Below are 25,073 nucleotides of genomic sequence, written 5' to 3'. Positions count from 1 at the left end.
GGTCAGGCGTTTGCGGAATACGCCTCCAGCTGCGTGAACAGCTGCTGGGCGAGGCGGTTGTTGTCGGCCGGCGCGTAGGTGAGCCAGCGTTGCCCGTCGTCGGCGACGCGGGTGCTGAGCAGGTAGCGGCCGAGCTCCGTGTCGAACCAGACGAGCGGCGGCTGCGCGCCGATCGTGAACTGCCCGACCCGCAGCCGCGGCTTTTCGAAGATCCGCTCGACGGACCTGAGCTGCGGGTTTCGCGGGGCGTTCGACGCGGCGAACGGGTCGTACCCGTCCCGGCGGGGCTGCTTCGCCGGGCGCGTGATCGTCACGGACTGGCCGGGCGCAGCGGCCCCGGGCGGCAGCAGGTCGACCAGCGCCGGCACGAGACCGGTCGGGCGGATCTGCTCGAAGACCAACATGCCGTTGTCCTGCTTCACCAGCACGGCCTGGTCGCCGGTGGACGCGACGCGCGCGAACAGCTGCCCGTCGTCCAGCTGCGCTGTCGCGGTGACGACGAGGCGGCTTCGGGCGAACGTGGTGAGCGCCAGCTCCAGATCGTCGTCGAGGTAACCGCGGTGCACCAGGCCCCGGTTGTCGAGGTCGCGCAGCACGGCGTCGCGCACGCCCGCGCGTTCCTGGCCGGTGATGCCGATGTGCGCCACCGAAAACGGCGCCGGCGTGCGGCCGAGACCCTGCCGCTCCAGCAGCAGGTCCACCGCCGCGGGTGACAACGTGAACGAGTACGGCATCGTCCGTCCCTAGGTCGGGTTTCCGCGACGAAACGCTAGCCGACGCCTCGCAGGCGCCTTACTCGGACCGGTGAAGTGCTCTGCTGTGCGCGAACCCGCTTGCCGCCGGTGATCGGGCGCTGGTGGCATGGGGCCATGGCTGATCCGAAACTCGCGCTCGTCCTGCACCTGACCTCCGGCGGCGAACCGCTGATCTTCCCCATCACGAACGACGAATCCGCCGGCGTGGAGGAGAAGATCCCTGACCTGCTCAAGCACGGCGGGGTCCACTCCGTGCGGACGCGCGACGGCAACACCGTGTCGGTGAACTTCGCCCACGTCGCCGCCGCCTACGTCGACGATCTGAGCCGGAAGGGGAAGTTCGGGCTGTCGGCCTAGCCGCCGCGCTGGGGGAAGTGCCACATCCAGGCCAGGGTCAAAACGGCCCTGACCTGCACTTTTTTCGCCCGTGAGCCAGCAGGGTGCCACGCGGTGCCACCTCGGCACACATCTGAGCCACTTTGGCATTGCGATGGTGCCATTCGTGTGCCATAGTTGTGCCATGGACTTGACCACGTACGTCAGCAACCTCGGGCGAGAGTTCGCCACACTGGCCGAAGCCGGTGGCGAGGAGTCGCGTGAGCTGGTCGAGCGGCTGACCGGGTCGCTCGAGTCGGCGATCCGGATGACGCTGCTGGACGCGCTGTCGGCCGCTGCCGACGAGATCACCCGCGACCTGGCTCCGGGCTCCGTGGAGCTGCGCCTGCGTGGCCGCGATCCGCAGTTCGTCGTGACCACGCCGCCGGCCGAGCCGCTCGAGCTCGCGGCCGAAGACACGACCATGGCCGCCGCTCCGGAGAGCGAGCTGCTCATCTCCGAAGACGGTCCCGCCGCACGCATCAACGTGCGCCTGCCCGAACAGCTCAAGGCCGCCGTCGAGGAGGCCGCGGGCAAGGAGGGGCGCTCCGTCAACGCCTGGCTCGTCCGGGCGGCCGCCACGGCCTTGCAGCGCACCGACCGCGACCAGCGCGTCGAGCCGCCGAGCAGCGGCAAGCGGACGAAGCAGAGCTTCACCGGCTGGGTCCGCTAGCACCTTTTCGCACCACTTCACCTCACGTCCCTGACCTGCGGGGACGGTTCACCGACACAAGTTGTGGAGACAGCCATGCCTGAATTCGAAACCCCCGACCCGATCTCCGTCACCGTCGACCTGAGCGTCGGCGACGTGCAGATCACCGCGAGCGAGCGTCAGACCACCGTCGTCGACGTCCGCCCGAGCGACGAGAACGACGAGTCCGACGTGAAGGCCGCGCAGCAGGTCCGAGTCGACTACACCAACGGCACGCTCACGGTCACCGGCCCGAAGCGCACGTTCGACTTCTCCCGCAAGACCCGCGCCGTCGACGTGACCATCGAGCTGCCCGCCGGGTCCGCGGTCAACGCCGAGCTACAGGCGGGCGACTTCCGCACCGCCGGCGTCCTCGGCCAGAGCCGGTTCAAGACTTCGGCCGGCAACGCGCGGGTCGACCGCACCGGGCCGCTGCACCTGTCCACTTCGGCCGGTCACGTGACCGTCGACGGCGTCGCGGGCAACGCCGAGATCTCCACCGGCACCGGCAAGATCCGGATCGGCGAGATCGAGGGCACCGCGGTGGTCAAGAACTCCAACGGCGAGACCACGATCGCCTCCGTCGGCGGCGACGCGCGGGTGCGGTCGGCCAACGGCGACATCACCGTCGAGCACGCGGGCGCCGGGGTCGACGCGAAGACGTCGGCCGGTCTCATCCGCCTCGGCGAGATCGTGCGCGGCGCGGTGACGCTCGAAACCTCCATGGGGGACCTGGAAATCGGCGTCGCCGAGGGCACCGCGGCCTGGCTTTCCGTGACGACCGGGTTCGGCCACGTGCGCAACCTGATGGAGAACGCCACCCGTCCCGAGGAAGCCGACGAGACCGTCGAGGTGCGCGGCCGCACCTCGTACGGCGACGTGATCATCCGCCGCGCCTGACTTTTTCTTTCCAGCGAAGGGGAAACCATGACCAGCAACCACTCCCGGCCGGCGATCGCCGCAACCGGACTGCGCAAGTCCTACGGCGACCACGTCGTGCTCGACGGGCTCGACCTCACCGTTGAAGAGGGCACGGTGTTCTCGCTCCTCGGCGCGAACGGCGCCGGCAAGACCACCGCCGTGAAGATCCTGTCCACGCTGATCAACGCCGACGCCGGCGACGTGCGGGTGGCCGGGTACGACCTCGTCCGCGAACCCGACGCGGTGCGTGCCGCGATCGGCGTCACCGGCCAGTTCTCCGCCGTGGACAACCTGCTCACCGGTGAGGAGAACCTGCTGCTGATGGCGGATCTCAACCACCTCGGCCGGGCCGACCGGCGCCGCCGCACCGCGCAGCTGCTGGAGCAGTTCGACCTCGCCGAGGCGGGCAAGAAGCCGGCGTCGACGTACTCCGGCGGTATGCGGCGACGGCTCGACCTGGCGATGACGCTCGTCGGCAGCCCGCGGCTGATCTTCCTCGACGAGCCGACCACCGGTCTCGACCCGCGCAGCCGCCGCAACATGTGGCAGATCGTCCGCGGCCTGGTGGCCGACGGAGTCACGATCTTCCTGACCACGCAGTACCTCGACGAGGCCGACGAGCTGGCCGACCGCATCGCGGTGCTCGACCACGGCCGGATCGTCGCCGAGGGCACCTCCGACGAGCTCAAGCGCCGCATCCCCGGTGGCCACGTGCGCCTGCGCTTCGCCGACCCGCGCGGCCTCGACACGGCCATGATCACGCTCGACGACGCGGCGCGCGACAACGACTCGCTCACCTTGCGCGTGCCCAGCGACGGCAGCCTGCGCTCGCTCAAGGCCCTCATCGGGCGGCTCGACGACCAGGCCATCGAGGTCGACGAGCTGTCCGTGCACACCCCCGACCTCGACGACGTCTTCCTCGCCCTCACCGGCAACCCCGCGACCGAGAACACCACCCACGAGAAGGTGACGACCCGATGAGCACTCTCACCGCGCCGGCCCCCGCCGGCCTCAAGTTCCAGCCGCTGCGCGACTCGGCGACGATGCTGCGCCGCAACCTCAAGCACATGCTGCGCTACCCGTCGATGACGCTGATGCTCGTCGGGATGCCCGTGGTCTTCCTGCTGCTGTTCGTCTACGTCTTCGGCGGCACGATGGGCGCCGGGCTCGGCGGAGGTGGCGGCCGCGAGGCGTACGTGAACTACGTGGCGCCGGCGATCATCCTGATGACCGTGACGGCCACCGTCCAGGGCACGGCGATCTCGGTCGCCATGGACATGACCGAAGGCGTGATCGCGCGGTTCCGGACCATGCACATCGCCCGCGTCTCGGTGCTGACCGGGCACGTGCTGGGCAGCGTGATCCAGGCGGCGTTCACCCTGGCGATCGTGATCGGCGTGGCTCTGCTGGTCGGTTTCCGGCCCTCGGCCGGGCTCGGCGGGTGGCTGGCGACGGCCGGGTTCCTGCTGGTGGTGACGTTTGCGCTGGTGTGGCTGTCGGTCGCGCTCGGCCAGGTGAGCAAGAGCGTCGAGACGGCGAGCAACCTGCCGATGCCGCTGATCCTGCTGCCCTTCCTCGGCAGCGGCTTCGTGCCCACCGACTCCATGCCGGCCGGGCTGCGCTGGTTCGCCGAGTACCAGCCGTTCACGCCGATCATCGAGACCCTGCGCGGCCTGCTGATGGACAAGCCGCTCGGCAGCAACGTGTGGTTCGCCCTCGGCTGGTGCGCCGTGATGGCGCTGGGTGGCTACCTGTGGTCGAAGCGCCTGTTCAACCGCGAATACGCCCACTGACCGGCAGTCGAGAGAGAGGCCCGAGATGACGCACCTGCCCGAACTTCCGGTCGACCGTCCCGCCGGCTGCCCCTTCGACCCGCCCGCGCAGCTGGGCCCGATCCGCGAGCGGCACCCGGTGGTCCGCCTGACCTACCCCGACGGCCACGAGGGCTGGCTCGTCACCGGCTACGCGCAGGTCCGCGCGGTGCTGGCCGACCAGCGCTTCAGCTCCCGCTACGAGCTCGCGCACTACCCGATGCCCGGCCTGGAAGGCATCGAGGTGCCGGCCGCGGCGCCCGGCGACCTGACCGGCGTCGACGACCCGGAGCACTCCCGCTACCGCAAGCTCCTGACCGGCCGGTTCACCGTCCGGCGGATGCGGCAGCTGACCGCACGCGTCGAGCAGGTCACCGCCGAGCACCTGGACGCGATGGCCCGGCAGGGTCCCGTGGTGGTGGACCTGGTCCAGGCCTTCGCGCACCCCGTGCCCGCCGTGATGATCTGCGAGCTGCTGGGGGTGCCCTACGCCGACCGCGAGTCCTTCCAGGGCCACGCCGCCGCGGTGTCCGATGTGGACGCCGCCCCCGAGGAACGCTTCGCCGCGTACGGCAAGCTGCAGGAGTACGTCGGCCGGCTGGTCCCGGCGAAACGCGCCGAGCCGACCGACGACATCCTCAGCGAGCTGACCACCAGCGACCTGACCGACGAGGAGCTGGCCGGCCTCGCGACCTTCCTCCTGGGGGCCGGTCTCGACACGACCGCGAACATGCTGGCGCTGGGCACTTTCGCCCTGCTTCAACACCCCGAGCAGCTCGACGCGTTGCGCGCCGACCCGGACCTCGCCGACAAGGCGGTCGAGGAGCTGCTGCGGTACCTGAGCATCACGCACACCGGGGTGCGGGCGGCACTGGAGGACGTCGAGCTCGACGGGCAGCTGATCAAGGCGGGCGAGTCGGTCACCTTCTCCGTGCAGGCCGGCAATCGCGATCCGGAGCGGTTCGCCGATCCCGACACGCTAGACCTCAGCCGGGGCGTGCCCGGGCACCTGACGTTCGGGCACGGCATCCACCAGTGCCTCGGCCAGCAGCTGGCCCGGGTCGAGATGCGCGTCGCGCTGCCGGCGCTGGTCCGCCGGTTCCCGACGCTGCGGCTGGCCGTCGCGCCCGAGGACGTGGCGCTGCGGCCCGGGCACCAGAACATCTACGGCGTGCAGCGGCTCCCGGTGACCTGGGACCAGGGCTAGCGACGCGCCAGGGCCAGCAGGCCGTCGCGGATTTCCGGACGGCTGGCGGCCACCAGCAGGAACGTCGCTTCCCGCACCAGCCGACCTGCGTGCTCGCCGGCGAGCACGGAGCGGCTGCCGGTAGCGGCCACGAGGGCCCCGGCGCTGCGGTAGGCCAGCTCAGCGCCCGCCGCGCGGGCGGCGGGCAGCGATGCGGGGTCGGTGAGGCCCGAGTCGAGGCGGATGCGGATCTGTTCCTGTTCGGCCCGCAGGGCAGTGGCCGTTCCGTTCTGGCCCAGGTCGTCGAGCAGGCGGGCACAGCGTTCGGCCAGGCCGAGGGGGGCGCAGCCGTTGAGCCGCGACGCGAAGGTGTTCCCCGCGATGAAGTCGGCGTGTGAGACCTCGGCGAGCACGCGTTCGGCGGGCACCAAGTAGTCGTCCAGTCCGATGCGGACGGTCGAGGTGCCTTGCGCGGCAATCAAGTGCAGCGGACTGACGTCGAGTCCGTGTCCGGCCACCGGAGCGACCACGGTGGTGACGACGGTGTCCTCCGGCGTTCGACCCGAGAGCATCAGCAAGTCGATCCCACCCCAGCCGCTCACGAACGGTGCCTCGCCGTCGAAGCGGAAACCGTCGCTGACCCGCCTGGCCCGGGTGCGCGGCGGTGTCGGGATCACGCCCGCGTAGGCAACTCCGGCCCGGACGGTGCCTTTGACCAGGTCAGCGAGGTATTCGGAGCGCAACGCCTCGTTGGCCGAACCGGACAGGCCGGCGACGAGACCGTGGTGCTGGATCCAGGTGAACGTGGTACTCAGGCACCCGCCGGCCAGCGTCTCGATCACCTCGACGAGCTCGGCCAGACCCGCGCCGGGACCACCGGCGTCGGGGGGCGCGGCAAGGCCGTAGAGGCCGGCCTCGGCCAGCGCGTCGAAGTGCGACCGCGGCACCTCGCCACGCAGGTCGACCTGCGCAGCGGCGGGGAACAGCACGTCATCGGCGAGTGCCCGCGCTCGGGCGACGAGGTTCGACACAAGAGTTAGGCTACCCTAATTCGACGGAAAACAAGCCGCCGAATGCACCGAAAGCCACCACGGAGGCGACCGTGGTGGCTTTCGGTGTTCAGACCATCAGAGCTCGTACAGACGCTTCCAGTTCTCCCGCGAGGTGAGCTCCGGCATCGCGCGCTTGTACTGCTCCTGCACGCCCGCGCCTTCCTTGCGGAGCCGCTGGATCGTCTTCGCACCGCGCCGGGCGAGGTCGAACATCTTCACCTTGTCGTACGTGCGCACGCGCACGCCTTCCTGCGAAGCGTCCGTGACCACGGCCGTGTCGAACAGCGCGATGTGCCACCAGTGCGCCTCGTCGATCGGCACCGCGCCGAGGCCGAAGCGGCTGCGGCCGAGCACGCGGTCGATCACGCGCTTGATCAGCACCAGGCGCTGCATGCTGGGCCGCGGCGCGCTGTTGATGATGCCGATGTCGTTGGACGCGATGCCCGGGACGTCGGTGGCCTTGTGCCGCTTGGTCTCCGGGTACTCCCCGCGGATCCGGCGGATCTCCTTCATCGCGGCGACACCGCCGTCACGCAGGACCTCCGGGCCCTCGAGGAAGTCCTCGACGGCCTTGATCAGCGTGGCCGACAGGCCGTACTGCATACCCAGCAGGTAGCGCACGAGCTGCGCCAGCAGCACGCGCGACAGCAGGTTCAGGTTGAACGGCGAGTGCAGCGCGGCGGTGATGATCGAGTTGCGCAGGTTGAAGTACCGGTGCCACTCGTCCCAGTCCTTCCAGTGGAAGTCCGCGTGCCACACGCCGGCGCCCGGCAGCGTCACCGTCGGGAAGCCGTACTCACGGGCACGGTAGGAGTACTCCGCGTCGTCCCACTGGAAGAAGAACGGCATCGGGTAACCGATGGCCTTCACGACCTCGTAGGGGATCAGGCACGACCACCAGCCGTTGTACCCGGCGTCGAGGCGGCGCTCCTGGCGGTTGGGCTTGAGGGTCTCCTCGTCGACGCCCAGCAGGTCGGCCGTGGACAGCGAGTGCGTGACCGGCTGGCCCGGCTCCAGCGTGTTCAGGCGCGCGTACTCGGCGCCGACGTGCAGCTGGTTCGGGTGCAGCAGGTTGAGCATCTGGCCGCCGACGATGATCGGGTTGGCCGCGCGGTTGGAGAACGCCGTCATGCGCACGACGAGGTCCGGCTCCAGGAGCACGTCGTCGTCCATGAACAGCACGTTGGCGTGCTCGGTGGCGGTGTGGCCGGCCACCTCGTACAGGCCGCGGGTGAAGCCGCCGGCGCCGCCGAGGTTCGGCTGCTTGATGTAGTGCAGCTTGTCGCCGAGGTCCTTCGCGACCTGCTCGAAGCCATCGCGCGACTCGACGAGGTCGGTGCCCTGGTCGGCGACGTAGATGGCGTCGAGCGTGTGCAGCGACGACACGTCGGCGGCGAGCGCCTGCAGGTTCTTGAGGCAGTCGTCCGCGCGGTTCATCGTGCAGATCGTGACCGCGGTCGGGCGGATCTTCTCCGGCGCGTCGACCGTCCAGCGGACCTGCTCGACGCGCAGCGTCTGGCCGCCCTCGGTCTCGAGGTCGAGCCACAGCGCGCCGCCGTCGTAGAACTTGTCGAGGCTCGCGGTCATCGTGACCTTGCGGGCCTTGGCGCCGGAGACCTGCTCGGCGTTGACCACGCGGGCGTCGCCCTGGAGGTCGGACGCGCCGACCGAGAGCAGGCCGTCGCCGCTGACCACGGCTTCCACGGTGACCGAGGTGACCGTGGTCCAGCGCTGCCAGTAGCTGGCCGGGAAGCGGCCGAAGTAGGTGTTGCCGGTGACCTTCGACGACGGTTCGACAGTGAGCGCGTCGCGGTCACGCACCGCGGAGCCCCATTCGAGCTCGGCGTAGAGGTCCTTGCTGACGATCGGCGCCGGGCCGGCGTACAGCCCGCGCTGGGCCGTCAGCCTCCCTTCGGGCGCGTGCTCCGCGAACCGGGTCTCGCCTTCGGGGGCCGCCTCCGCGACCGGGGCTGCTTTACCGGGCATCGAACTCAGTTCTCCTTTACCGGCCGCTCACGAAACACGACCCACTTGAGCATGACGAAATTGATCACGGTCGCCGTCGCCTGTGACACGACCCAGCCGAACGTGGCCTTCCACGTCGACTCCGGGAGCAGGTGCAGCATCCACTGGTTCACACCGACCGCCACGAGGAAGGTCACGGCGTAGAGCAGGATGAAGCTGCCGACCTGCGTGCCGCCATCGCGACGGCCGCCGGCGAACGTGAACCGGCGATTCAGGAAGAACGCCGTGGTCGTACCCACGACGAAGCTGATCGCGCGAGCGATGTCGACCCACGGCACCGCGTCCATGCCGATAGCCCTGAGCAGCGAGTATGTACCCAGATCGAGCAGCGCGCAGAACCCGCCGATCAGCCCGAAGCGGATGAGCTGACCGAGCAGACCGGGGCCCACCGGTGTTGTCACCGTCGTCTCACTCTGCGGTTCCGTAGCCACCACTGGAATACCTTCTCGGCTCGATGCGTCGTCGTCTCGGGAAGCCCTGTCCGTGTCGACTTTGACGCGCGGACGCTTGTGCCTTGATGCGCAAAGTGTAGAAGCGAGCGCTTCAGGGTCACGTTCCGGGCGTCGTTCGGCGTGGCTACTCCTACCCGTGCCCCCACCACCACCCTCAACGGAGGCGCTCCGCACCAGTGTGTTTACTGGATGGGTGACCCAGACACCCGACACACAGCGACGCACGCTCACCGGCTGGGGACGCACCGCCGGGACCGTCGCCGACGTCCTGAGCACGCCTGATGTCGAGACCATCGCGGCCGCCGTCGCGTCGGCCGGCCCTCGCGGGGTCATCGCGCGCGGCCTCGGCCGCTCCTACGGCGACCCGGCGCAGAACGCCGGCGGCCTGGTGGTCGACATGACCGCGCTCGACCGCATCCACTCGATCGACCCCGACTCCGGCCTGGTCGACCTCGACGCCGGCGTGAGCCTCGACAAGCTCATGCGCGAGGCGCTCCCCCACGGCCTCTGGGTGCCGGTGCTGCCGGGCACGCGCCAGGTCACGATCGGCGGCGCGATCGCCAACGACATCCACGGCAAGAACCACCACTCGGCCGGCAGCTTCGGCAACCACGTGGTGTCGATGGACCTGCTCACGGCCGACGGTCGCGTCCGCGCCCTCACGCCGGACGGCGACGAGGCGGAACTGTTCTGGGCGACAGTGGCCGGCATCGGCCTCACCGGCATCATCACGCGCGCCACCGTGCGGATGAAAAAGACGGAGTCGGCATATTTCTACGTGGACGCCGACCGCACGTCGAGCCTCGACGAGACCCTCGCGCTGTTCACCGACGGTTCGGACCTCAACTACGACTACTCGATGTCGGTCCCGGACCTGATCTCGTCGGACTCGCGGCTCGGCCGGGCCACGTTCTCGCGCGGCTCGCTCGCCACGCTGGACCAGCTGCCCGCGAAGCTGCGCAGCGAACCGCTGAAGTTCGACGCGCCGAAGCTCGCGACGCTGCCCGACGTGTTCCCCAACGGCCTGGGCAACAAGCTCACCTTCGGCCTGATCAACGAGCTGTGGCAGAAGACCGTGCCCAAGAAGGGCGTGCGCGGCAAGGTCCAGAACCTGACGCAGTTCTACCACCCGCTGGACATGATCTCGGAGTGGAACCGCGCGTACGGCTCCAAGGGCTTCCTGCAGTACCAGTTCTCGGTGCCGTTCGGCGCGGAAGACCAGCTCAAGGCCATCTGCCGGCGGATCGCGACGTCGGGGCACTACTCGTTCCTCAACGTGTTCAAGCGCATGGGCGACGCCAACCCGGCGCCGATGTCGTGGCCCTCGCCCGGCTGGATGCTGAGCGTGGACTTCCCGATCAAGACCGGCCTGAGCCGGTTCTGCCTCGAGCTCGACGACGAGGTGCTCGCCGCGGGCGGCCGCCTGTACACCGCGAAGGACTCGCGGACCGGCGCCGAGACGTTCGCGAAGATGTACCCGCGGCTCGAGGAGTGGCGCAAGGTCCGCGCCGCCGTTGACCCCGAAGGCGTTTTCGCCTCTGACATGAGCCGGAGGCTCGCACTGTGATCGACGCCGTTGGCAACCCCCAGTCCCTGCTGCTGCTCGGCGGCACGTCCGACATCGCGCTGGCCATCGCGGAGAAGTACCTCGCGGAGAAGCCGCTGCGGGTCGTGCTGGCCGCGCGTCCGTCGCCCCGGCTCGACGCCGCGGCACAGCGCCTGAAGGATCGCGGCGCCGAGGTGTCCACTGTGGACTTCGACGCCAAGGACACGGCTTCGCACCCCGCCGTGCTCGACCGCGCGTTCGCCGGCGGCGACATCGACGTGGCCGTGGTCGCGTTCGGCCTGCTGGGCGACCCCGAGGAGGTCTGGCAGGACCACGCCAAGGCCGTGGAGCTGGCGACGGTGAACTACGCGGCCGCCGTGTCGGTGGGCGTGGCGCTGTCGGAGAAGCTCAAGGGCCAGGGCCACGGCACGATCATCGCGCTGTCCTCGGTGGCCGGTGAGCGCGTGCGGCGCTCGAACTTCGTGTACGGCTCCACCAAGGCCGGCTTCGACGGCTTCTACCTGGGCCTCGGCGAGGCGCTCGCCGACCACGGCGTGAAGGTCACCGTCGTCCGCCCGGGTCACGTCAAGACCAAGATGACGGCCGGGCTGAAGGACGCTCCCCTGGCCCAGACCGCCGAGCAGGTGGCCGACATCGCCGTGGCCGCGGCGCGCACTGGCAAGGACTTGGTGTGGGCGCCGGCGCAGTTCCGGCTGGTGATGTCGGTGCTGCGGCACGTGCCGCGTCCGATTTTCCGGAAACTGCCGATCTGACCGGGAACGCCCGAGGCGGGACCTTCGTCGCATATGGTGCACGAAGGTCTTTCACCTTTCTGGGGTTCCACCATGCCGGGCCAGGCAGCGCGGCTCGACGCCGTGCTCCAGCGGTTCCAGGAGCAGGCGGCCCGCGCCGCCGAACTCAAGGACCAGATCGCGAACCTGCGCGGGCACGCCCGCAACGCCGACGGGTCGGTGACGGTCACCGTCGCCCCGTCGGGTGCCGTGCTCGGGCTGCAGCTGAGCCCGCAGGCGATGCGGCGCTCGCACACCGCGTTGCAGCAGGAGATCCTCGGCGCCATCCGCTCGGCGACGCAGCAGGCCGCGGCGGCGCTGAACCAGACCGTGGAGCCCGTGCTGGGTGAGCGGGCGGAGCAGTTCCGCGAGGCGTTCAACGCGCACGTCGAGCCGCTCGGGCCGAGTGCGCCGCCGCCCGCCAGCTCGCTGGCCGCGCCTGGGCAACCCGGGCAGCCTGGCCAGCCGCCACAAATGCCACAACCGCCGCAGAACGCTCGGAACGAGACGAACCCGCGAGCCGTCGAAGACGACGACTTCGGGGGTCCCGTTCTTCGGCGGGAGTGATCGTGACCAGTGGGTTCAAGATCGAGCCGGCGGCGCTCAACGCGCACGCGAGCGGCTCGAAGGAAGCGGCCGGGCACTTCGGCAGCCTCGCGCAGCTGCTGCAGCAGGCACGCGTGAGCGACGACTGCTTCGGCCCGCTCGGCGAGCTGATGGCGTACAAGTACTTCGACTCGTTGCAGGAGTGCCAGGACCTCGCCGACCAGGCGAAAACGTTCCTGGAGGCGATCGCGGACAAGACCACGCTGGCCGCGCAGGCGTACCAGGGCCACGAGGACGCGACCACCGACGCCGTGACCGGGCTCGGCAAGGAGCTCGCCGACGGCGGCAGCGGCGCGGGGTCGCTGTCGGACGTGAACCACGCGGGCGACGCGGGCCGCAAGAGCTACCTGGAGCAGAACGGCGGCTACGGCAGCTCGTGGCTGTCGACGTCGACCGAGGTTTCTTCTGCGAGCAGCCCACCGGACGTGGCGATCGCGGCCGTGCACACGCGCATGGAGCAGATCCAGCTGGTGACGAGCCCCGGGAAGTCGCTGATCGACAACGGGCTCGGGTTCCTCATCGGCATCGTGATCAGCCCGCTCGTGGAGTTCGTGCTGGAGCCGGCGATCGGCGACCCCGAGCAGATGCGCAGCACCGCGCAGGGCTGGGCGCAGGTGGCGCAGTGGCTCGACGGCGCCGGCGAGCACGAGCGCAAGCGCGCGGACCTCACGAAGGAGCCGTGGGAAGGCTCCGGCGGCGACGCGTTCCGCACGCAGATGGGCGAGTTCTCCGAGGGCGCGGCGGCGTTCGCGGACGAGGTGCGCGGCCTGCAGCAGATCCTGGAGCTGGCGGCGGACCTGTTCGACGCGTTCGTGGAGATCGTGATCGACATCCTGCAAGAGCTGGTGATGGGCCTGATCATCGAGTGGCTCGCGGCCCTGGCGGCTTCGTGGATCACGGCCGGCGCGTCGGTGGGGGCCGCGGGTGCCGCGACCACGGGCGAGGTCGCGGTGACCGGCGGGCGGCTCGGGATGAAGGTCAAGCAGCTGCTGGGCAAGCTTCGGCCGCTCATCGAGGAACTCGAGAAGATCCTGCAGAAGCTGCGCACGGGGCCGTTGAAGAAGGTCGTGGAGCGCGTGGAAGGCCTGCGCAACGGCAACTTCCTCGAGAAACGCGTGGCGGACCTGATCGACAAGAACCCGCTCGCGAAGATCCTCACGAAGGCCGACTCCGCAACGGGCATGTCGCGAACGACCAACCACTTCGCGAACGTCCGGCGGATGCTCGACGACGACGGCAACGTGATCGGCGATGCTCTGACCGAAGGCAGCGACGCGCTGACCCACAACCTGACCGAGACCGGCTTGCGGCTGGCCGGCATGAGCGGCACATCGAGTGTCGGCAAGGCGGCGTGGCGCGGGGCCAAGGGCAACATCCTCGAGCAGGGCATCGAGCAGGGTGTGAAGTACGGGTACATCCAGTCGCAGACCGACAGTGCCGAAGAGCGCCGCGAGGCGACCGACCGAGGGTTCTCACTCGAAGAATGAATCTCGCCGATCCCCTGGGTGCCGCCACGCAGGCGCGGCCACACCTGCATTCCCATGAACGTTTGTTGTGGGCTGCCTTCGGTGGTGTCATCGGGTACGACGTCCGTGGTCTCGACGAGTTCGGCAATCCCGCGAAGAGTCTCATGCGCAAAGTCGGCTCGGGGCTGGCGGATTTCGCCGGCGGGGTGGTGGACGCGGCGTTGTCCGGTGACGAGGACAGCGGCAGCGGCGGGACCGGCCCCAAGCCGAAACCCGCCGTGATCGTTTTCGGTGACCGGTCCGGGCTTCTCGCCGAGCAGCTGGTGAGAGGTGCGCGGCCCGCGTTGTGGGTGCTGACCAACTCGCGATTGCTGCTGTTGCGGGTCGTGGTGGCGCCGGAGCCCGTCGAGGAGCCGGAGAAGTCGTTGCTGGGCAAGGCGATGGGCTTCGGACGGGGGATGGCGAAGTTCGGCAAGGACGTGGCGGAGATCGTCACGGACCGGCGCAAGACGTACGGCGCCAACCGCGAGGGTGAGCCGGTGGCGGTGCGGGAGTTCGAGGTGGCGGCGTCGCTGCCGCGTGAGCAGATCGCGGGGTTCGCCGTGGCTTCGCGCGGCCGTGAACCGGGCCTGCGGATGTCGCTTGTGGACGGTTCCGGGCTCGACCTGCGGTTCGGCGTGGCCGAGCCCGAGGCGTTCGACTGGCTGCTGGCCCGCACGAACGGAGCCGCGTGATGCGCGCGCAGGAGCTGAAGCAGGCGGGCGAGGTCGACGAGATCATCGAGCGCGACTACGCGAAGGTGTGGCTGCGCAAGAAGGAACGGCTGCTGCTGGGCTGTCCGCCGGCGCACGGCCACGTCGTCGCGTGGGTCGGCGGCGCGCTGCACCTGCCGTACACGCCGGCGCGCGAGCCGGTGAAGGTCACGACGGCGCCGGGCCGCTGGCCGACGCCCGCGGGGCTGCCCGACGAGGACTGGACCGACGACCCGTCGCTGGCCTACCGCGTGGAAGCCGCGGCGCGTACGGCCGTGGCCGTGCGGATCGCCGACCACCTGACGTTCTCCGCCGGCGCCGCGCGCCTGACCTGGACGGATCGGCGGCTCGCGCTCGTGTACCCGACGAAGTTCGTGGCCGAGCCGGACACGAAGGACTTCTTCGTGACGGCCGAGGAGTTCCCGGCCGACGTCGTGGCGCGGCTCGACGCCGTGACCCCCGGCCGCAGCTTCCCACCCGAGCCGGGGATCCGGTTCACCTTCGCCGACGGCTCCACGCTGACCCAGCGTGACCTGCTGGCGCCGATGAAGGTGCGAAGGGCCCTCTCGCGCCGCTACGGTGCCGATCGCTACTAAATCCGACCACAGTCACGGCCGAATGGCTTCGTGGCAACGGTTACGTGCCGCGTGGGGGTCGGCCTACTTTTGGCCGGGCCAGTAACGGGCATCAACCGATCGGTGGATGCCGGGTGACCGGACCGACGATGGTTCCGGCCCGCGTTCCCCCGAAGACTCGGACGTATGGGTAAAGACTTCCGTTCGTCCGCGTTCGCCCTGCTCATCGACATCGGCGCACCCGTCGGGGGCTACTACCTGCTGAGGGCGTTCGGCGTGGTGCCCGTGTGGGCGCTGCTGCTGAGCGGCCTGCCTCCGGCGTTGCGCGTGCTCTACACGGCCGTCACGAGGCGGCGAGTGGACGGGATGGGCTTGTTCGTGCTGGCGATCGTCGCCGTGAGCGTGGTGACGACGCTGCTCACCGGCGACGCGCGGCTGCTGCTGGTGCGCAACGCGTGGTTCAGTTCGCTCGCCGGCGTCTGGCTGCTGGCGAGCCTGGTCATCGGCCGCCGGCCGGTCACCTACAAGGCCGCCCGCACGCTGCTGCCGGGCAAGGGCGCGCAGCTCGACGACGCGTGGGAGCAGCGGCCGTCGTTCCGGCGTCTGTGGCGGGTGCTCGCCGTGGTCTGGGGCGTCGGCGGACTGGTGCACAGCGGCGTGAGCATCGCCATGGCGTACACGCTGCCCATCGACGACGTGCCCGCGTTGGACACGGTGGTGTCGATCGCGTTCTTCGTGCTCCTGCAGGTGGTGACGCAGGTGCTGCTCGTGCGCGAGGGTTCGATGCGCACGGTGTGGCAGCGGCCGGCGACCGTGCGCTGACCGGTCACTGCCCGCGCGCCGGCGCCAGGTAGAGGTGCTGCATGCCGGCGCGGGGTGAGTCGATGGTCCAGGCCGCCAGCGCCGTCGGCGGAGGCGCGCGCGGCGTCGTTTCGAGCACCAGGTCCGGGGTCGTGGGCGCGACGCCGTGGTCGAAGTGGTGGAAGTTGGCTTCGATCAGGGCCCGGCCGAGCTCGTTGCTGCGCAGCTTCGTCTCGGTGATCGCGGGGTCGACGGCACCGCGGTCGGAGAACTCGCCGACGAGGTGACAATCGCACGCGTACGCGAGCGCACCCGTTTCGCTGGGGCTCTCCACGGCGCGCCCCTTCGCCAGCGTGGCCAGCTGCGTGCCGATCTCGCGGTACTCATCCGTCGCGGCGAGGTTGCCCGTGATCGGCGCGAACCGTCGCGGCAGACCGGGCGCCACATACACGCCGACCGCGGCGGCGAGCACCAGCCCCGCCGCGGCCGCCGCCGGGACGCGGTGCGGCGTCACGCAGATCCACGCCGCGAGAAACACCGTCGCACCAACGATCGCGGGCGCGTACGACCACGGATCAGGCGACGCGACGACCACCGAGTGCACGATCCCGGCCCCCGCGAGTACGGCGAACGGCCGAGTGGCTTCGTCCCGGCGGACCAGCGCCACGATGGCCGCGAGCGGCACCGGCAGAAACGAAATCAGCGTGGCGGCCGGGAAGTCGAGCCACGGCACCGTCGGCTGCTGAAAGACGACGGTGTCCGGCACCGCCGACCCGAGCACGAACCAGCTGAACGCAAACCACGGCACCGCAACGACAAGGGCCGCGAACGTCGTCCGCCAGACGCCCTCCCAGAACCTCGGCCGCGCCACGAACACCACCAGCGCGACCACCAGCAGATCGACCCGCACGAGCAGCAAGGCCCCGGCGGCAAACCCGAGCGCGGCGGGCCGCCGTTCCGTCGCGAACACCAGCATCCACACCGCACCGGCCGCCGCAGGCAACACCTCCAGCCCGACCGCTGACACGAGCAGCGGGTTGAGCAGCAAGGCGGCGAAGGCGAGCAGCACGAACTGGCGCGGGAGGCCGGTTTTTTCGGCGAGCCTGTTGAGTCCTGTCGCGAGCAGCACCTGCGCGGCCACGAACACCACGCCGGCCCCCACCACCGCGTCGCGCACAACGACCGTCACGGCGGCCACAGCGGCTACGTGCAGCGGCGAGGTGGCCGTGTTGGCCGTGCCTTGCTCGACGAGGCCCCAGTGGCCGTGCAGGGCGAGATTGCGGGCGTAGGACAGCGTGACGTATGCGTCGTCGACCAAATGTCGGCTGGCCAGCAGGAACACGGCGGCTGACACGGCCGCGACACCGAGCGGCAGCCACCTGTCGATGGCCGGCCGGACGACGGTGTCGCTTCGCATCACGCGACACCGTACACAACCGCCGTGATCTTTCTGTGACCTACTCTGGTCCCTTCAGGCCGCGCACGAGCCAGCGCGGGACCGAGCGATCAGATCCCGTCACCAGTCCCTGTTCCGGTTCCTGTTCCGTTGCTGGTTCCAGTTCCACCGGGGCCACCAGGCCCACCCTGGCCGAACCCAGGCCCACCACGGAAATCTCGGTACCCGCCACCACCACCGCCATCGCGGAAGTGCGACATCCCCGGCCGCCCGTCGTGCTGAGTCGCGGCCATGACGCCGCCGACGATCCCGCCGCCGACGAGCAGCCCCAGGACGCCGACACCGACCAGCTGGGTCACCCGGTTGCCCACGAACCGGCGGAACCCGCCGGGCCGGCGAGCCGGCTGCGGTGCGCCCCACGCACCAGGCGGAGGCTGCTGACCGTACGGCTGCTGCGGCATTCCAGGCTGCGGCATTCCAGGCTGCTGCATGCCGGGCTGCTGCGCGCCGGGCTGCTGCACACCCGGCTGCTGCATTCCAGGCTGTGGAGCTCCTGCCTGCTGCTGTCCCGGCGGGACCTGCTGCGGCCCCGGCGCCTGCTGCCCGCCGGCGCCAACCCCCTGCTGCTGGTTCTCCGCCGTCACGTGCGTGTCATCCCCAGAACCACCAGCAGCAGCCGCACCACCGACACCGGGCTGCGAACCCTCCGCCGTCGCATCCTGCGGCAAACCACCATCACCGGACTGCTCCGGCGGGACCTGGTCACTCATCTTCGGCTCCTCCGGCTGAAGTGGGGACGAGCGGCCTGCTCGCCCCCACGTCCGAGGATGACCGGTATTTCTGTGCGCAGCCTGAAGCTCAGCTGTCTAAATTCCAGCGCAATTCACAGGTAAAACGACTCACAGGTAGAACGACAGGAACAACGTCACAACCCACGTCAACCCGAGCACCTGCAACACCCGGTCCCGCAAGGCGATCTCATCCGGCGCCCCGGCGTTGCCACCATCGACGTCCACCGCGTACCGCAGCACAGCGATCACGAACGGCACCATAGACACGACAGCCCACAGCGAATCGTGCTCCGCCTGCCGGATCTCGAACGCCCACAGGCAGTAGGACATGATCAGAATGGCCGCCGACGTCGCCCAAACGAAACGCAGGTAACTCGCCGAGTACTTCTTCAGCGACGACCGGATCTTCGCGCCCGTGCGTTCGAACAGCATGATCTCCGCGTAGCGCTTGCCCGCCACCATGAACAGCGAGCCGAACGCCGTGACCAGCAGGAACCACTGCGACATGGCGATCCCGCCGGCGACACCACCGGCGATCGAGCGCATCAGGAAGCCCGAGCCGACGATCGCGAGGTCCACCACCGGCTGGTGCTTGAGCCCGAAGCAGTACCCGAGCTGCACGGCTTCGTACACGCCGAGCACCACGGCCAGCTCCCAGCTCGCGGTGAAGGACACCGCGAGACCGGCCAGGAAGAACACCACCGCGGCGGCGTAAGCCACCGGCACCGGCACGATCCCGGCCGCGATGGGCCGGTTGCGCTTCGTCGGGTGGGCGCGGTCGGCGTCGACGTCGACGGCGTCGTTGATGAGGTAGACCGACGAGGCCGTCAGCGAGAAGGCCACGAACGCGATCAGCGCGTCGATGACCAGCTCGGTGCGGTTGGTCGCCTTCGAGAACGCGAAGAACGGTGCGGCGAACACCAGCACGTTCTTCACCCACTGCTTCGGGCGCGCAGTCTTGATCACGCCCAGCACCAGCGCCACGGGGTTCGTGCCGGCCGAAGCGGCAGCCGGGGTCGCCGGCTCCGAAACGGCGGTCGAGGAGGCGGCCGCGTCAGCGGCAGCTTCCTCCGTCTCGACCTTCACGGCTTCGTCCGCCTTCGCGGATTCAGCCGGGTCGGTCGAGTTCTCGGCACGCTCGTCGGTCGTTTCGCTCATCGTCTCTTCAGCTTCCGTCGGATCAGACCACCGACGAGGCCTCCCAGGGCCGCACCGGCCAGTACGTCGGTCGGATAGTGGACGCCGAGCAGCAGCCGCGAGGCCAGCATCGGCGGTACGAGGGCGGGGACCAGGTTACGCCCGGTGAGTCCGGAGTAGAGCACTGCCGCGGCCGTCGTGGACGTCGCGTGCGAAGACGGGAAGCTCAGCTTGCTCGGCGTGCCGACCAGGACCTCGACGCTCGGGTGGTCCGGACGACGCCGCCTGACCACGCGTTTCACGGCGATCGAGGCGGCGTGCGCGCCGACGACGCCGGCGGACGCGACGAGCCAGTCCTTGCGCCGTGGCTTGTCCACCGCGGCGCCGATCAGGCCGAGCGCGAACCAGCCCGCGCTGTGCTCGCCGAACAGCGACATCCCGCGCGCGACCTGCACCGTGCCCGGCTTCTTCAGGAAGCGCTGGGCCTGGGACAACACGGCGACCTCACCACTCGGTTCGGCCGCCGGCGTCACGACGGGAGTTCCGGCCTCGGCCGGAACAGCACGCTGCTCAAGCATCGATCGACCCGTCGAGGGGCTTGCCCTCGGTGAGGTGCGGCGCGATCTTGTTGTCGAACATCGACAGCGCCGAGCCGATCGCCATGTGCATGTCGAGGTACTTGTACGTGCCAAGGCGGCCGCCGAACAGCACGTTCTTCTCGCGGGCCTCGGCCTTGGCCAGTTCGCGGTAGCTCTCGAGCTTCTCGCGGTTCTCCGGCGTGTTGATCGGGTAGTACGGCTCGTCGTCTTCCGTCGCGAAGCGCGAGAACTCGCGGAAGATGACGGTCTTGTCCTTCGGGTAGTCCCGCTCCGGGTGGAAGTGGCGGAACTCGATGATGCGGGTGTAGGGCACTTCCTGGTCGTTGTAGTTCACGACCGGGGCGCCCTGGAAGTCACCGGTCTCCGCTACCTCGGACTCGAAGTCGACGGTGCGCCAGGTGAACCGGCCCGCCGAGTAGTCGAAGTAGCGGTCCAGCGGCCCGGTGTAGACGGTCGGCGTGCCCGCGGGGATCTGGTCGCGTACGTCGAAGTAGTCGACGTTCAGCCGGATCTCGATGTTCTCGTGCTCGGCCATCTTCTCGAGCCACGCGGTGTACCCGTCGACGGGCAGGCCCTCGTAGGTGTCGTTGAAATACCGGTTGTCGAACGTGTACCGGACCGGCAGGCGCGTGATGATGTTCGCGCCCAGGTTCTTGGGGTCGTTCTCCCACTGCTTCGCGGTGTACCCACGGATGAAGGCCTCGTACAGCGGGCGGCCGACCAGCGAGATGGCCTTTTCCTCGAGGTTCTCGGCGGCGTCGGTCTGGAACTCGGACGCCTGCTTGGCGATGAGCTCACGGGCCTCGTCCGGGGTGTGGGACTTGCCGAAGAACTGGTTGATCAGGGCCAGGTTCATCGGGAACGAGTAGACCTGGTCCTTGACCTTGGCGAACACCCGGTGCTGGTAGCCGGTGAACTCGGTGAAGCGGTTGACGTACTCCCACACGCGCTTGTTCGAAGTGTGGAACAGGTGCGCACCGTACTTGTGCACCTCGATACCGGTCTCGGGCTCGGCCTCCGAGTAGGCGTTGCCGCCGAGGTGGCTCCGGCGCTCGAGCACCAGAACCTTCTTGCCGAGCTCGGCCGCGGCCCGCTCGGCGACGGTCAGCCCGAAGAAACCGGACCCGACGACGACGAGGTCGTAGCCGGCGAACTCGTGTTCAGTAATCTTGGCGGGGTTCGTGTGCTCGCTCACGGGCGCCCAGGGTACGCAGTCCTGACACCGTGGCCCGAACCGACCTCGGCATACCGCCGGCCGTAACGCACCGACACACGTGAGAAGCATGCCTGCACCGGACACCTTGGGAAGCTACTTGGTAGCGGTCGTCACCTACCTGACCGTGCTGGCGATACCCGGCGGCCTGGTGGGCTGGGCGGCCGGAGTGCGCGGCTGGGCGCTGGCCGGCCTCGCGCCGCTGGTCAGCTACGCCATAGCGGGTCTGGCCGGCCCATGGCTCGCCGACGCCGGGCTCCCGTACAACGTCGGATCCGCCGCCCTGTGCACCGTGGGTCTGGCGGCCCTCATGTACGGCGTCCGGCGGCTGCTGATGGCCCGCGGCTGGCTGCGGCCGGGGGCGGAGGAGCCGCCGATCGAGTGGAGCAAACGGGCGCACTGGGCCGTGGCCGGGTGCCTGGTCGTGGCCGTGGGCCTGTCGATCGCCGTGGTGCTCTCGGCGCGCGGCGGCACGACGGCCGTCTTCCAGCGCTGGGACACCGTGTTCCACGCGAACGGCATCCGCTACATCGCCGACACCGGCGACGGCTCGCTCACCGGTATGGGCACCATCAACTGGTACCCCGACGGCTCGTTCTACCCGAACGCGTACCACCTGGTCGGCGCGCTGGTCTACCAGATCTCGGGCACGAGCGTCCCGGTCACGCTCAACGCCATCACCATGCCGGTCGCAGGCCTGTTCGCGCTGTCGATGGTGGCGCTGATCCGCCAGCTCGGCGGGCGCGCGGTGTACGCGGGCTGCACGGCGCTGGTCGCGGCGGCCGCCACGACGGGTGCGTACGAGTCGGTGTCGAGCGGGCTGCTGCCGTACGCGCTGGGCATCGTGCTCACGCCGCTGGCCGTGGTGGCGCTGCAGCGGTTCCTGGTGCGCCCGGGCGTCGACACGGGCCTGATCCTGGCGTTGACGGCCGACGGGCTGCTCGCGGCGCACTCGAGCGCGCTGTTCGGCGCGGTGCTGTTCGCGTTGCCGCTGGTGGTGCAGCGCTGGTACCGGTCGCTGCGGCGCAAGCGCGTGGACGGCGTGGCTCTCGAGACGCCGGCGTGGCGCGTGATCCTGGGCGACGTGCTGCGGATGCTGCCGGTCCTGGTGGTCAGCGGCGTGCTGGCGGCGCCGCAGATCCTGGGCGCGATCGGGTTCACCTCCGGCGCGTACCCGTACTACTCGTGGAACTCGAACCTGCCGATCCCGCTCGCGCTGAAGCTGCTCGTGACGTTCCAGCAGGTGCTCAGCCGGCCGCAGATCTGGCTGACGGTGCTGCTCGCGCTGGGCACGCTCACGTTTTTCACACTGCGGCGGATGCGCTGGGTGCTGCTGTCGGCGATCGGGCTTTCGGGATTCTTCGTGCTGGTCACCTGCTACGGCTACCTGCCGTGGGTGGTGTCGCTGTCACGACCGTGGTGGAACGACCGGTACCGGCTGATGGCGCTGGCCGCGATCCCGCTGTGCCTGCTCGCGGGCCACGGCATGGCGGAGCTGCAGCGGTGGATCGCGCGGCTGGCCCGCAGCGGCTCGTGGGTGCGCTCGCGGCCGCAGGTGCTGGCTCGGCTCGGCCTGGTGACGGCCGTGGTCGTGGTGGCCGCGATGGCCGTGCTGACCGGCGGGTTCTACCGCAACGCGAACGCGACGGCCGTCTCGTACCTGTACTACAACGGGCCCGAGGGCGAGGTGACGCCGCCGGTGAGCGCCGACGAGATCGCCGCCATGGAGCACCTCGGCACGATGGGGATCCCCGCGCAGGAGAAGGTGCTCAACGACCGCATGGACGGCACCGCGTGGATGTACGCGATCGCCGGCGTGCACCCGGTGGCCGGCCACTACGACGGCGGCGGCCACGTCGATCCGGACGCCGTGTACCTGGCCCTGCACTTCCGCGACTACGACACGGACCCGCGCGTGCGCGACGCCGTGCGGCGGCTGGACGTGCACCACGTGCTGGTGGGCAGCGGCACGATCCGCAAGGACACGCCGATCGCGCCCGGGCTGCAGAGGCTGGACGGGCTCGATTTCCTGCGGGTCGACTACCGGAATCCCGGTGCGGTGATCTACACGATCGTGAAGTGATTTTGTGAGCCTCGTGGCCGCGGCTGCCCCGGCCGCGGCCACGAGGACCTCCCATTCCCCAGCACCCCCGGGGTGCTCACGGGTGAGAAGAGCGGCCCGGTGAAGGGCCGTCTCCCCCTCTTCTCACCTGCTTGACGCCCGGGTCGGGAAATCGGTTTCCCGGCGGGGATGAAGTCACCTGAACGGCCTACCTGTTCTTGAGCGTGGGCAGCACGTTCTCCACGACCTGCTCCAGCACGGACTCGTGGCCCTCGTACGGGCCGCTCGAACGCGGCCAGTGCGCGATGACGTCGGTGAAGCCCAGCTCGCGCGAGCGTTCGACGGCTTCGCTGAACGCGGCGACGCTGCTCAGCGAGAAGACCGGCGCCGCGTCGAGGCTCAGGTAGCGGTGCACGGAGTCGCGCTCGCGGCCGGCGGCGTCGAGACGCTCGTCGAACACGCGGCTGAGCTCGGCGATGCCCTGCCACCACTCGTCGGTGGTCGCGCCGCCGCGGCCGGTGGTGGCCCAGCCGGCGCCGAAGCGGGCGGCCAGCGTCATCGTGCGCGGTCCGTTGGCCGCGACGACGAACGGCAGCCGTGGGCGCTGCACGGTGCCGGGGAGGTTGCGGGCGCCGTGGGCCTGGTAGTACTCGCCCTCGAAGTCGAAGCGGTCGGTCATCAGCAGGCCGTCGAGCGATTCGACGAACTCCGTGAAGCGGTCGGCGCGCTGCTTCGGCGTGAAGTCGGGCGCGCCGAGCACCTGCACGTCGTAGTTCTTCGAGTCCACGCCCGCGCCGACGCCCAGCACGAACCGGCCGTCGGACACGTCGTCGAGGGTGATCAGCTCGCGCGCGAACGGCACCGGGTGCCGCGCCACGGGCGACGCGACGAACGTGCCCAGGCGGATGGTGGACGTGACCATGGCGGCGGCCGTGAGGGTGGGCACGGCCGAGAACCACGGGCCGTCGACCAGGGATCTCCAACCCAGGTGGTCGTAGGTCCACGCGTGGTCGAAGCCGTACTCCTCGGCGGCCCGCCACTTGGGCTCGGCCGCCCACCAACGATCTTCCGGAAGGATCACGATGCCTGCTCGCACGAGGGTGGACGGTATCGGCAACCACCGACATTCGCTCGAACGGGCGGTGCCCGTGCCCGGTTCGGGGACAATGGGCCAGTGGAGAAACCCCGCTTGATCGCGTCCGACGTCGACGGCACCCTGCTCGGCCCCACCGAGGTCCTTTCCGCTCGCACCATCGAGGTCGTGCGACGGGTACGCGCCGACGGCGTCCCGTTCGTCCTGTGCACCGGCCGGCCGCCGCGGTGGATCCCGCCGATCGCGGGGCCGTTGGGGCTGACGGGGTATGCGGTTTGTGCGAACGGCGCGGTGCTGCTGGATATCGCTTCTTCGGAGGTGGTGGCGGTGCATGGGCTGCTTTCGCCTGTGCTGCTGAACGATCTGGCCTCGGCGCTGGACAAGGCGCTGCCTGGGTGCCGGCTGGCGACGGAGCGGATCAGCACGGATGTCCGGAGTTTTGTGATCGAGCCGGAGTACCGGAACCCGTGGGGCGACGGCGAGGGCCGGACGGCTCCGCGCGCCGAGGTACTGGGGCACTCGGCGATCAAGCTGCTGATCAGCCACCGGGGCCTGGGGTCGGAGGAAATGGCGAGGGCGGCGCGGGCGGTGCTGGACGGGGCGGTCGACATCACCTACTCGTCTTCGGGCGGGCTGATCGAGCTGTCGGCGCACGGGGTCACGAAGGCGACGGGGTTGGCGGATGTGGCTGAGCGGTTTTCGGTGCCGGCCGGGCGGGTGATCGCTTTCGGCGACATGCCGAACGACGTGGAGATGCTGCAGTGGGCCGGGCACGGGGTGGCGATGGCGAACGGTCACCGCGCAGTGCTGGACGTGGCGGACGAGGTGACGGGGCCGGCTGCGGAGGATGGGGTGGCGCAGGTTTTGGAGCGGTGGTTTTAGGCGGTCTTGCCACTCGGAGTGGGATCTCGGTGGGATCTTGCCGCTGGCTTCGGTACTTGCCTGTGGTGACGGCGACTTGCCACTTGGCGATCTGT

The 25,073-nt window shown here is 69.8% G+C and carries 25 protein-coding genes; 15 read left to right on the top strand and 10 right to left on the bottom strand.

Features of this window, described 5'->3' with window-relative positions:
* Positions 1–2: 2 nt before the first annotated feature.
* Positions 3–734, bottom strand: a complete 732-nt coding sequence (locus K1T34_RS19285; protein WP_220245630.1) for an ESX secretion-associated protein EspG — start codon at positions 732–734, stop codon at positions 3–5.
* Between the two features lie 135 nt (positions 735–869).
* Here K1T34_RS19285 and K1T34_RS19280 point away from each other — a divergent pair, with 135 nt between their 5' ends.
* From K1T34_RS19280 to K1T34_RS19255, 6 genes are all read left to right on the top strand, one after another.
* The gene (locus K1T34_RS19280) at positions 870–1,112 is read left to right on the top strand and encodes a hypothetical protein (RefSeq protein ID WP_220245629.1); all 243 of its coding nucleotides are present in this window, start codon (positions 870–872) and stop codon (positions 1,110–1,112) included.
* Between the two features lie 163 nt (positions 1,113–1,275).
* Positions 1,276–1,803: a ribbon-helix-helix protein, CopG family gene (locus K1T34_RS19275; protein ID WP_220245628.1), complete on the top strand. Its 528-nt coding sequence runs from the start codon at positions 1,276–1,278 to the stop codon at positions 1,801–1,803.
* 75 nt (positions 1,804–1,878) lie between these two features.
* A complete protein-coding gene (locus K1T34_RS19270) occupies positions 1,879–2,721 on the top strand; it encodes a DUF4097 family beta strand repeat-containing protein (RefSeq protein WP_220245627.1) in 843 nt (280 codons plus the stop codon).
* 27 nt (positions 2,722–2,748) lie between these two features.
* Entirely contained in the window at positions 2,749–3,723 is a 975-nt protein-coding gene (locus K1T34_RS19265; protein WP_220245626.1) for an ATP-binding cassette domain-containing protein, read from the top strand.
* Positions 3,720–4,535: an ABC transporter permease gene (locus tag K1T34_RS19260; RefSeq protein ID WP_220245625.1), complete on the top strand. Its 816-nt coding sequence runs from the start codon at positions 3,720–3,722 to the stop codon at positions 4,533–4,535. The genes K1T34_RS19265 and K1T34_RS19260 overlap by 4 nt, the downstream gene beginning before the upstream one ends.
* A gap of 25 nt (positions 4,536–4,560) precedes the next feature.
* Entirely contained in the window at positions 4,561–5,760 is a 1,200-nt protein-coding gene (locus tag K1T34_RS19255; RefSeq protein ID WP_220245624.1) for a cytochrome P450, read from the top strand.
* On the opposite strand, the gene K1T34_RS19250 is transcribed toward K1T34_RS19255, so the two are convergent.
* The 3 genes from K1T34_RS19250 to K1T34_RS19240 all read right to left on the bottom strand — a co-directional run bounded on the left by K1T34_RS19250 (position 5,757) and on the right by K1T34_RS19240 (position 9,250).
* Positions 5,757–6,770, bottom strand: coding sequence for an acyl-CoA dehydrogenase family protein (locus K1T34_RS19250; RefSeq protein WP_220245623.1), 1,014 nt, complete (start codon positions 6,768–6,770; stop codon positions 5,757–5,759). The two genes, K1T34_RS19255 and K1T34_RS19250, sit on opposite strands and share 4 nt — an antisense overlap.
* Before the next feature lie 96 nt (positions 6,771–6,866).
* On the bottom strand, positions 6,867–8,777 hold the full coding sequence (locus K1T34_RS19245) for a glycosyltransferase (RefSeq protein WP_220245622.1): 1,911 nt from the start codon (positions 8,775–8,777) through the stop codon (positions 6,867–6,869).
* 5 nt (positions 8,778–8,782) lie between these two features.
* Positions 8,783–9,250 (bottom strand): GtrA family protein, encoded by a 468-nt coding sequence (locus K1T34_RS19240; RefSeq protein WP_220245621.1) that lies wholly within the window; start codon positions 9,248–9,250, stop codon positions 8,783–8,785.
* Positions 9,251–9,461: 211 nt separating this feature from the next.
* On the opposite strand from K1T34_RS19240, the gene K1T34_RS19235 reads away from it, so the two are divergent.
* From K1T34_RS19235 to K1T34_RS19205, 7 genes are all read left to right on the top strand, one after another.
* On the top strand, positions 9,462–10,835 hold the full coding sequence (locus tag K1T34_RS19235) for an FAD-binding oxidoreductase (protein WP_220245620.1): 1,374 nt from the start codon (positions 9,462–9,464) through the stop codon (positions 10,833–10,835).
* Complete coding sequence (locus K1T34_RS19230; RefSeq protein ID WP_220245619.1) at positions 10,832–11,587, top strand: decaprenylphospho-beta-D-erythro-pentofuranosid-2-ulose 2-reductase; 756 nt, start codon at positions 10,832–10,834, stop codon at positions 11,585–11,587. The genes K1T34_RS19235 and K1T34_RS19230 overlap by 4 nt, the downstream gene beginning before the upstream one ends.
* A gap of 72 nt (positions 11,588–11,659) precedes the next feature.
* On the top strand, positions 11,660–12,172 hold the full coding sequence (locus tag K1T34_RS19225) for a YbaB/EbfC family nucleoid-associated protein (RefSeq protein WP_220245618.1): 513 nt from the start codon (positions 11,660–11,662) through the stop codon (positions 12,170–12,172).
* A 2-nt stretch (positions 12,173–12,174) separates the two neighbouring features.
* Positions 12,175–13,698: a WXG100 family type VII secretion target gene (locus K1T34_RS19220; protein ID WP_220245617.1), complete on the top strand. Its 1,524-nt coding sequence runs from the start codon at positions 12,175–12,177 to the stop codon at positions 13,696–13,698.
* Positions 13,695–14,411, top strand: a complete 717-nt coding sequence (locus K1T34_RS19215) for a hypothetical protein (protein WP_220245616.1) — start codon at positions 13,695–13,697, stop codon at positions 14,409–14,411. The genes K1T34_RS19220 and K1T34_RS19215 overlap by 4 nt, the downstream gene beginning before the upstream one ends.
* Complete coding sequence (locus K1T34_RS19210; RefSeq protein WP_220245615.1) at positions 14,411–15,025, top strand: hypothetical protein; 615 nt, start codon at positions 14,411–14,413, stop codon at positions 15,023–15,025. The genes K1T34_RS19215 and K1T34_RS19210 overlap by 1 nt, the downstream gene beginning before the upstream one ends.
* 165 nt (positions 15,026–15,190) lie before the next feature.
* Complete coding sequence (locus tag K1T34_RS19205) at positions 15,191–15,826, top strand: VC0807 family protein (protein WP_220245614.1); 636 nt, start codon at positions 15,191–15,193, stop codon at positions 15,824–15,826.
* 4 nt (positions 15,827–15,830) lie between these two features.
* On the opposite strand, the gene K1T34_RS19200 is transcribed toward K1T34_RS19205, so the two are convergent.
* The 5 genes from K1T34_RS19200 to glf form a co-directional block, all read right to left on the bottom strand.
* Positions 15,831–17,222 carry a hypothetical protein gene (locus K1T34_RS19200; RefSeq protein WP_255638585.1) on the bottom strand — a complete coding sequence of 464 codons (1,392 nt, stop codon included), beginning with the start codon at positions 17,220–17,222 and terminating at the stop codon, positions 15,831–15,833.
* Between the two features lie 89 nt (positions 17,223–17,311).
* Complete coding sequence (locus tag K1T34_RS53405) at positions 17,312–17,971, bottom strand: hypothetical protein (RefSeq protein WP_255638584.1); 660 nt, start codon at positions 17,969–17,971, stop codon at positions 17,312–17,314.
* A 129-nt stretch (positions 17,972–18,100) separates the two neighbouring features.
* Positions 18,101–19,150 carry a decaprenyl-phosphate phosphoribosyltransferase gene (locus tag K1T34_RS19190; RefSeq protein ID WP_220245613.1) on the bottom strand — a complete coding sequence of 350 codons (1,050 nt, stop codon included), beginning with the start codon at positions 19,148–19,150 and terminating at the stop codon, positions 18,101–18,103.
* Positions 19,147–19,707 (bottom strand): phosphatase PAP2 family protein, encoded by a 561-nt coding sequence (locus K1T34_RS19185; RefSeq protein ID WP_255638583.1) that lies wholly within the window; start codon positions 19,705–19,707, stop codon positions 19,147–19,149. Before K1T34_RS19185 ends, K1T34_RS19190 begins: the two co-directional genes overlap by 4 nt.
* Positions 19,700–20,923 (bottom strand): UDP-galactopyranose mutase, encoded by a 1,224-nt coding sequence (gene glf, locus K1T34_RS19180; protein WP_220245612.1) that lies wholly within the window; start codon positions 20,921–20,923, stop codon positions 19,700–19,702. The genes K1T34_RS19185 and glf overlap by 8 nt, the downstream gene beginning before the upstream one ends.
* 88 nt (positions 20,924–21,011) lie before the next feature.
* On the opposite strand from glf, the gene K1T34_RS19175 reads away from it, so the two are divergent.
* Positions 21,012–23,024: a DUF6541 family protein gene (locus tag K1T34_RS19175; protein ID WP_220245611.1), complete on the top strand. Its 2,013-nt coding sequence runs from the start codon at positions 21,012–21,014 to the stop codon at positions 23,022–23,024.
* Between the two features lie 187 nt (positions 23,025–23,211).
* Here the strand turns inward: K1T34_RS19175 and K1T34_RS19170 are convergent, their stop codons facing one another.
* Entirely contained in the window at positions 23,212–24,099 is an 888-nt protein-coding gene (locus tag K1T34_RS19170; protein ID WP_220245610.1) for an LLM class flavin-dependent oxidoreductase, read from the bottom strand.
* Between the two features lie 93 nt (positions 24,100–24,192).
* On the opposite strand from K1T34_RS19170, the gene K1T34_RS19165 reads away from it, so the two are divergent.
* The gene (locus K1T34_RS19165) at positions 24,193–24,978 is read left to right on the top strand and encodes an HAD family hydrolase (protein WP_220247287.1); all 786 of its coding nucleotides are present in this window, start codon (positions 24,193–24,195) and stop codon (positions 24,976–24,978) included.
* The last annotated feature ends 95 nt before the right edge of the window (positions 24,979–25,073 follow it).

Origin of the sequence: Amycolatopsis sp. DSM 110486 (genome assembly GCF_019468465.1) — a bacterium.
Classification (GTDB): Bacteria; Actinomycetota; Actinomycetes; order Mycobacteriales; family Pseudonocardiaceae; genus Amycolatopsis.
Note: the sequence above shows the minus strand (reverse complement) of the source record. Positions and strands in the feature narration are given on the sequence as shown.